Annotated in this window: 8 protein-coding genes; 5 read left to right on the forward strand and 3 right to left on the reverse strand. The window is 72.7% G+C overall.

Going from position 1 to position 8,301, the window contains the following annotated elements; all coding sequences use genetic code 11:
* Nucleotides 1-3 precede the first annotated feature (3 nt).
* On the forward strand, nt 4-1,647 hold the full coding sequence (locus VFG42_RS08895) for a GAF domain-containing SpoIIE family protein phosphatase (protein WP_324907436.1): 1,644 nt from the start codon (nt 4-6) through the stop codon (nt 1,645-1,647).
* 18 nt (nt 1,648-1,665) lie between these two features.
* Here VFG42_RS08895 and pspAB read toward each other — a convergent pair whose 3' ends face one another.
* Nucleotides 1,666-2,238: a PspA-associated protein PspAB gene (gene pspAB / locus VFG42_RS08900; protein WP_324907438.1), complete on the reverse strand. Its 573-nt coding sequence runs from the start codon at nt 2,236-2,238 to the stop codon at nt 1,666-1,668.
* A gap of 6 nt (nt 2,239-2,244) precedes the next feature.
* Nucleotides 2,245-3,171, reverse strand: a complete 927-nt coding sequence (htpX, locus tag VFG42_RS08905) for a zinc metalloprotease HtpX (protein WP_324907440.1) — start codon at nt 3,169-3,171, stop codon at nt 2,245-2,247.
* 109 nt (nt 3,172-3,280) lie between these two features.
* Here htpX and VFG42_RS08910 point away from each other — a divergent pair, with 109 nt between their 5' ends.
* Complete coding sequence (locus tag VFG42_RS08910; RefSeq protein ID WP_324907442.1) at nt 3,281-4,483, forward strand: murein hydrolase activator EnvC family protein; 1,203 nt, start codon at nt 3,281-3,283, stop codon at nt 4,481-4,483.
* A 22-nt stretch (nt 4,484-4,505) separates the two neighbouring features.
* Here VFG42_RS08910 and VFG42_RS08915 read toward each other — a convergent pair whose 3' ends face one another.
* Nucleotides 4,506-5,216 (reverse strand): alpha/beta hydrolase family protein, encoded by a 711-nt coding sequence (locus VFG42_RS08915; RefSeq protein WP_324907444.1) that lies wholly within the window; start codon nt 5,214-5,216, stop codon nt 4,506-4,508.
* Nucleotides 5,217-5,241: 25 nt separating this feature from the next.
* Here VFG42_RS08915 and lysA point away from each other — a divergent pair, with 25 nt between their 5' ends.
* From lysA to thrC, 3 genes are all read left to right on the forward strand, one after another.
* Nucleotides 5,242-6,513, forward strand: coding sequence for a diaminopimelate decarboxylase (gene lysA, locus VFG42_RS08920; protein WP_324907446.1), 1,272 nt, complete (start codon nt 5,242-5,244; stop codon nt 6,511-6,513).
* 4 nt (nt 6,514-6,517) lie between these two features.
* Complete coding sequence (locus tag VFG42_RS08925) at nt 6,518-7,738, forward strand: homoserine dehydrogenase (protein WP_324907448.1); 1,221 nt, start codon at nt 6,518-6,520, stop codon at nt 7,736-7,738.
* A gap of 9 nt (nt 7,739-7,747) precedes the next feature.
* The coding region (thrC, locus tag VFG42_RS08930; protein WP_324907450.1) for a threonine synthase at nt 7,748-8,301 on the forward strand (554 nt) is incomplete at its 3' end.

An 8,301-nucleotide genomic window follows, 5' to 3' on the forward strand; every position in this document is an offset into this window, starting at 1 on the left:
ACGATGAGCCGCGAGGAGTTCGACCAGGAGGTCCTGCGGGCGCTGCTCTGGGCCAGCCGCACGCTCTACGCCGCGCGCGTGGACCGCGACGGCGTCGTGCGGGACGCCAACCCGGCGCTGGAGGCGGCGGCGGGCGGTGCGCTGGCGGGCGAGCGCTTCGACGCGGTCGTCGCCGCGCCGCAGCGCCCCGCGTTGGCCACCCACCTGGCGAGCGCGCCCGCCGACGCCTGGGCGCGCCTGACGATCGGCTTCTGGCAGGGCGGCTCGACCGCGGCCGAGGACCGGCTGGTGCACGTGCGCGCGATGGCCGACGGCGAGGTGCTGGTCGTCGCCGAGCCCCACGGCGACGAGCGCGACCGCCTGGTCGAGCAGGTCCTGCGGCTCAACGACGACCTGATCGCCAGCCAGCGCGACCTCGGCCGCCGCCAGCGCGAGGTGACCCGCGCGCAGGCCGGGGCGGAGGAGGCGGGCCAGCGGCTGCGGCGGCTGGAGGCGATCACGCTGGCGGGCTTCACCGCGACGTCGCTGGACGTCGCGCTGGAGCGGATGCTGGTGCTCGCGCGCGAGGCGCTCGGCGGCGAGCGCGCCGCCGTCCTGCTGTCCGACGACGACGACCGACGCCGGCTGCGCGTGCGCGCCGCGCTGGGCATGGAGGGCCTGGTCGGCGACTACGCGCACATGGGGACCGGCGTCTCGGGCCTGATCGCGTCCGCGGGGCGGGGGATGGTGTTCGACGACATCTCGCTCGTCGACGGCCTGGCCTCCGAGCACCGCCGCTTCAGCGGCTCGCTGGCCGGCGTGCCGCTGCGCCTGGACGGCGAGGTGATCGGCACGCTGCACGTGTCGACCAGCGAGATCGGCCGCTTCGGCGAGGACGACCTGCGGCTGCTGGAGGCCGTCGGCGACCGCGCCGCGCTGGCCATCGGCCACGCGCAGCTGCGCGAGCGCGAGCGCGACCTGGCCGAGACGCTGCAGCGCTCGCTGCTCCCGCGCGTCCTGCCCGCGGCCGCCGGCGTGCGGCTGGCCGCGCGCTACCTGCCGCGGGGCGCCGAGGGCCCGGTCGGCGGCGACTTCTACGACGCGGTGGCGCTGCCGGGCGATCGCGTCGGCCTGGCGATCGGCGACGTCGCCGGCAAGGGCCTGGCCGCGGCGGCCGCGATGGGCCAGGTCCGCGCGGCGCTGCACGCCTACGCCCTGGAGGACCCGGATCCCGCGCGCGTGCTCGCGCGGCTGGACGGCTTCGTCGGGGCGATGGACATCACCGCCACGGCGTTGTTCATGACGATCGACGCCGACGGCGAGCTGGCGATCGCGTCGGCCGGGCATCCGCCGGCGGTCCTGACCGACGCCGCGGGGACGCGGCTGGTCACCGGCGTCCTGACGCCGCCGCTGGGCTGCGGCGCCCCCGCCGCCGAGGCGGCCGAGCGGCTGCGCCTGGGCCACGGCGCGCGGCTGCTGCTGTACACCGACGGCCTGGTCGAGCGGCGCGACGAGCGCCTGGACCGCAGCCTCGAGGCGCTGCGCACGGTCGTCGCCTCGTCGCCGCACGCGTTGGACGTGCTCTGCGATCGCGTGCTGGAGGCGCTGGCGCCCGACGGCGGCGTCTGGCCCGACGACGTGGCGCTGCTGGCCGTCGCGCGCGGCTGAGCCCGCCGCCGCCGGCGCCTAGATCGGGATGCCCCAGAGGGGGAACCAGCGCTCGAGCTCCTGCTCGACCGGCAGCTCGTTCCCGATCTGGGCCTTGATCTGCAGCTCGCGCTCGGTCGAGCGCTGCTGCTCGCCGCTCGCGGGGACGAACGGGTACCAGGTGCCCCGCTTGTAGTTGTAGATGAAGTAGACGGGCCTGCTCGACGCGTCCTCGAAGGCGAAGACCGCGCACAGCACGCGGTTGCCGTAGCCGCCGAGCTCCAGCGCGTCGGAGACCGCGTTGACGCCGACCGCGAGGTCCTCGACGTCGGGGTCGTTGAGCACCATCCAGCGGTAGCCGTAGGTGTCGTCGGAGGTCGTCAGCGTCGTGCCGGTCTCCTCGCCGGTGCCGCGCACGACCTCCTCCATCTCGGAGACGATCTGCGCGAAGTCGCCGGTGGCCAGCGGCTGGAAGACGATCGCGGCGCTGCCGCGGGTCCGGATGCCCGGCCCGGTCTCCAGCGCGATCGACGCGGTGGTGATCGCGAAGAGCCGGTCGGGCGCCGGGCCCTTGACCTTGCGCTTGCCCAGGAGGGCGTCGAGGAAGCCCATGTGCGACTACGCGAGCGCCGGGCGCACGGGGCCGGAGGACTGCAGCTGGGACTCCAGGCGACCGAGCGCCGCGATCCGCTTCTCCATCGGCGGGTGCGTCGAGAACAGGTTGTAGAGCGACGCCTTCACCTGCACGGGCACGATGTAGAACGCGTTCATCTCGGAGTGGGCGCGGAGGTCGCCCTGCGGGATGCGCTCGTTGACGCCGCTGATCTTCAGCAGCGCGCTGGCCAGCGCGGACGGGCGGCCGGTGATGACCGCGGCGCCGCGGTCGGCCGCGAACTCGCGGTAGCGCGACAGCGCCTGCATGAGGAAGAACGACACGACCCAGACGATGGCCGAGATCAAGATGATGACCATGAACGACGGGCCGTCGTCGTCGTCGTTGTTGGAGTAGCCGCCGCCGTACCCGCCGCCGAAGAAGAAGCCGAACTGCACGATCATCGACGCGATCGACGCGAAGAACCCGCACATGGTCATGATCATCACGTCGCGGTTGACGATGTGCGTGACCTCGTGGGCCATCACGCCCTCGAGCTCGCTGGGCGACAGCAGGTCCATGATCCCGGTGGTCGCGCAGACCGTCGCGCTCTTGGGCGAGCGGCCCATCGCGAACGCGTTGGGGATCGGCGAGTTGACGATCGCCACCTTCGGCTTGGGGATGTCGGCCTGCACGCAGAGGCGCTCGATCATCGCGTGGAACTCCGGGGCCTCCTGCGGGGAGACCTCGTGGGCGCCCATCGAGCGCAGCGCGAGCTTGTCGGAGGCGAAGAACTGGAAGCCGAGCAGCAGCGCGCAGCCGATCAGCGCGACGGCGCCGCTCGTGCTCGCGAAGAGCACGCCGGCGAAGACGACGTAGACCAGTCCCAGCAGCAGCATCGTCACGAGCATCCGGACCTGCAGGCCCGTGTCGCGACCGAACGACGTGTTCATGGGCGTAAGGGTAGTGATCGGGGCTTAGGGAATTCTGAACGTCTCCCGAGCGGGCCCGCACGCGGAGTTGCAGGGTGACGGCCGTGGCGGGCCTAGCATGCGCGGTCGCATGCGCCTGCGCTCTTGGCTCGCGGGTGCGGTCCTCCCGCTGGTCCTCTGCGGGGCGCTGTGGCTCGTGCTGCCGCTGGGCTCCGAGGCGGACTCGCCGCAGGCCCGCGCCGGCTCCCTCCAGCAGAAGATCAACACGACCCGCGGGAAGATCGGGAAGCGGAAGGGCACCGAGAAGGTGCTCTCGTCCGACATCGCCGCGTACTCGAGCAAGATCCGCAAGCTGCAGGGGTCGATCTCCACGCTGCAGACGCGCGAGCAGAAGATCCAGACCGACCTGGACGCGCGCCGCGCCGAGCTGGCGCAGACCCAGAAGGACCTGCGCGACGAGCGCGCGCGGCTGGCGCGGCTGAAGAAGAAGCTCGCCGACGGCCGCCGCATCCTGGCCGCGCGGCTGACCGACATCTACGAGGCCGACGCCCCGGACCTCGTCACGGTGGTGCTGAACTCGAAGGGCTTCGCCGACCTGCTGGAGCGCGGCGAGTTCCTGAACCGCATCCAGGACGCCGACAACAAGATCATCACCTTGGTGCGCAGCGCCAAGAAGGACGCGACGTCGACCGCGGCGCGCCTCGACAAGCTCGAAGCGCGCCAGCAGCAGCTCACCGCGATCGTGCTGCAGCGCCGCGACCAGGTCGCGCAGGTCAAGAACCAGCTGATCGGCACGCGTGTCGGCTACGAGAACACCAAGGCCGGCAAGCAGAAGGCGCTGACGAAGGTCCGCGGCGAGCGCCACGAGCTGGAGGACCACCTCGACGAGCTGCAGAAGGAGTCGGCCAAGGTCCAGGCCCAGCTCTCCGGCTCGCTGCCCGCCGGCCCGATCAAGGGCGGCTCGGGCCGCTTCATCTGGCCCGTCAACGGCCCGATCACCGCGCCCTTCTGCGAGAGGCGCGCCTGGGAGGCCTGCCACCCGGGCATGGACATCGCCGTCCCGATCGGCACGCCCATCCGCGCCGCCGACGGCGGCACCGTGCGGTTGGCCGGCCCCGCCGGCGGCTACGGCAACTACACCTGCATCCAGCACACGGCGACCCTCTCGTCCTGCTACGGCCACCAGTCCAAGATCCTCGTCTCGGTCGGCCAACACGTCTCCCAAGGCCAGATCATCGGCCTCTCCGGCAACACCGGCTTCTCCACCGGCCCCCATCTGCACTTCGAGGCGCGGATCAACGGCGCGGTGACGAACCCGATGAACTACCTGTAGCGGCGCCGCCGCGCGAACGCGCTCAGCGCAGCGCCCGGGACATCCACCGCACCGTCTCGCCCTGAAGCTCGGCGTCGTGCTGGATCGAGCGGTGGTGGCCGCCGGGCACGACGGTGAGCGTGGAGTGGGCCGGCGCGGCGGCGTGGAGGTCGCGGGAGAGGTCGGGAGGGAGGATCTCGTCGGCTTCGGCGTGCAGGAGGAAGACCGGGGTGCCGGCGGCGTCGAGGGCGCGGATGGCGGCGGTCTCGTCGTTGGCCTTCAACATGGTCACGAGCGCGTCGCGGTCGGTCGGGAACGGGAAGCGGCGGGCGCGGACGCCGGTGGCGAGGCCGAGCGCGGGCGCGGGGCAGATGGCGACGACGGCGGAGGCGCGGGCCTCGGCCGCGGCGGCCAGCGCGAGGTAGCCGCCCATGGAGGACCCGCGCAGGACGACCTTCTCGACGTCGCCGCGCTCGCGCAGCAGGTCGGCCATGCGCGCGACGTCGTCGATCGCGCGGCCGTCCATCGGGCTCTCCGACTCGCCGTGCCCGCGCGCGTCGAAGGCCAGCGCGGCGAGGCCGCCGGCCGCGCAGGCGCGCGCGAAGTCGTAGTGCGACTCCTTGTGGGAGCCCGCCCCGTGGAGGATCACCACCGCGCCGATCGGCTCTCGGTCGCGGCTCGGGGCGAAGCGAGCCCATGACAAGCCGTCAGAGATGCCGGTCTCGACGGGGCCCTCAGCTCGAACGGTGCGCACGAACTGACATCATGCCGCCCCGCCCATGGCGACGACGCCGACCACGCAGATCCCTCACGTCTGGCCCCTCGGGACGACCCTCGACGCCGACGGCACGCTGACCCTCGGCGGCGTCGACGCCCGTGAGCTCGCGCGCGTCTACGGCACGCCCGCCTACGTCGTCGCCGAGGACGACCTGCGCGCCCGCGCCCGCGCGTTCCTGGACGCCTTCCGGCACCACGCCGACGACTTCGAGGTCCACTTCGCCTCCAAGTCGTTCCCGGCCACCGCGGTCCTGCGCCTCTTCGCCGAGGAGGGCCTGGCCTGCGACGTCGCCTCCGGCGGCGAGCTGCACCTCGCGCTCAACGCCGGGTTCGACCCCAAGAAGATCCACCTGCACGGCAACGCCAAGTCCGGCGCCGAGCTGCGGCAGGCCCTCGACGCCGGCATCGGCGACATCGTGGTGGACAACCTCGACGAGCTGCACGCGCTCATCGACCTCATCCGCCCCGGCGCTCGCCAGCGCATCCTGCTGCGCGTCGCGCCCGGCGTGTCCCCGGACACCCACCCCAAGATCTCCACCGGCGGCCCCAACACCAAGTTCGGGTTCAACCTCGACGACGCGCGCCGCGCGATCGCGATCGCCCAGGCCTCCGACAAGCTCGACCTCGACGGCCTGCACTTCCACATCGGGTCGCAGATCCTCGACCTCCAGCCCTTCCGCGCCGCGCTGGAGGCCGTCGCCCCGCTCGGCGACTTCCGGACCTACAACATGGGCGGCGGCCTCGGCGTCGCCTACCTCGACGAGCAGTCCGCGCCGACGATCGAGCACTACGTCGAGACCAAGGTCGCGCTCCTGCGCGAGATCCTCGGCCCGGGCAAGCGCATCGCCGACGAGCCCGGCCGCGCGCTCGTCGCCCACTCGACCGTCACGCTCTACACCGTGCAGTCCGTCAAGCACAACGTGGTGGACTACGTCGCCACCGACGGCGGCATGAGCGACAACCTGCGCCCGATGCTCTACGACGCGCGCTACGAGGCGGTCGTGCTCGGCAAGCCGCTCGACGCGCCCAAGGCGCCGCGCCACCTCGCCGGCAAGCACTGCGAGTCGTCGGACATCCTGATCCACGACGCGCTGCTGCCCGACACCCGCCCCGGCGACGTCGTCGCGACCCCGGTCACCGGCGCCTACGGCCACGCGATGGCCAACAACTACAACGGCCAACCGCGCCCGCCGATCGTCTTCGTGCGCGACGGCGAGCACCGCGCGGTCGTGCGCCGCGAGACCTACGAGGACCTGACCCGGAGGGATCTCTAGCCCCATGTCCCAGCCCTTCCGCATCGGCCTGCTCGGCCGCGGCACGGTCGGCGGCGCGTTCGCGACGCTGCTGGCCGACCGCGCCGACGACGTCGCCAACGTCACCGGCCTGCGCCCCGAGATCACCGGCGTCCTGCGCCGCTCCGAGGGCGACTTCCCGACCGTCCTGGACAACGCGGACCTCGTCGTCGAGCTGATCGGCGGCCTGGAGCCCGCACGCGAGTACGTCCTCGCCGCGATGCGCGCCGGCAAGCACGTCGTCACCGCCAACAAGCAGCTGCTGGCCGAGCACGGCGAGGAGCTGTGGGCGGCCGCCCGCGAGCACGGCGTGCAGCTGCGCTTCGAGGCCGCGGTCGGCGGCGTCGTCCCGGTCGTCCGCGTCCTGCAGGAGTCGCTGGCCGCCGCGCACGTCGAGCGCCTGCACGGCATCGTCAACGGCACCACGAACTTCATCCTCAGCCGGATGGCCGAGACCGGCGCCGAGTACGCCGACGCGCTGGCCGAGGCGCAACGCCTGGGCTACGCCGAGGCGGACCCGACCGACGACGTCACCGGCAAGGACGCCGCGGCCAAGATGGCGATCCTCGCGCGCCTGGCCTTCGACACGCCGGTCTCGCTCTCCGAGGTGCCCTACGAGGGCATCGAGCACCTGACCGCCGACGACCTCCAGTACGCGCGCGACCTCGGCCTCGGCCTCAAGCTCATCGGCACCGCCGAGCGCGTCGACGGTGGCCTCAGCGTCCGCGTCCACCCGGCGTTCCTCTACGGCGCGCACCCGCTGGCGGGCATCAACGGCCCGTTCAACGCGGTGACGATCGAGTCGCCGGCGATCACCGAGATCACGCTCAGCGGCCCCGGCGCCGGCGGCCCGCAGACCGCGTCGGCCGTCCTCGGCGACGTCGTCAGCGCGATGATCCCGCCCGCCTCCACGCCGGAGCCCAGCCAACGCCTGACGCTCGTGACCGACGTCAAGTCGTCGTTCTACCTCCACGTGGAGGTCGCCGACGAGCCCGGCGTCCTGGCCCAGATCGCGCAGATCCTCGGCCTGCAGGGCGTCAGCGTGAAGTCGTTCGTCCAGAAGGGGATGGGTGGGGACGCCCGATTGGTGATGGTCGTCCACCCGGTCCTGGAGTCCAAGCTGTTCGCGGCCGTCGAGATGATCGCCGGCCTGGAGTTCGTCCGCACCCGTCCGCGGGCGATTCGCGTCATCGACGAGGAGTTCTGAGAAGCGCCCATGCCCGGCCTGATCGAGCGCTACCGCGACCGCCTGCCGTTCGCGCCCGACGACCCCGTGATCTCGCTGCAGGAGGGATCGACGCCGCTGGTGCCGGCGCCGCGCCTCGGCGAGCGCGTGGGCGCGGACGTCTGGCTGAAGATCGAGGGGGCCAACCCGACCGGCTCCTTCAAGGACCGCGGCATGACGTGCGCGGTGAGCGACGCCGTGCGCAACGGGGCGGAGGCCGTGCTGTGCGCCTCCACCGGCAACACGGCGGCGTCGCTGAGCGCCTACGCCGCGCGCGCCGGGATCCGCGGCGCGGTGATCGTCCCCGAGGGCAAGATCGCCACCGGCAAGCTCGCCCAGGCGCTCATGCACGGCGCCCGCGTGGTGGCGCTGCGGGGCAACTTCGACGAGGCGCTCAAGCTCGTCCGCGAGCTCGTCAATCGTCACCCGATCTCGCTCGTGAACTCGGTCAACGACTTCCGCGTCGAAGGCCAGAAGACGGCCGCGTTCGAGATCGCCGAGGACCTGGCCGGCGAGCTCGACGCGCTGTGCATCCCGGTCGGCAA

The organism is Baekduia sp. (genome assembly GCF_035685985.1).
Lineage (GTDB): Bacteria > Actinomycetota > Thermoleophilia > Solirubrobacterales > Solirubrobacteraceae > Baekduia.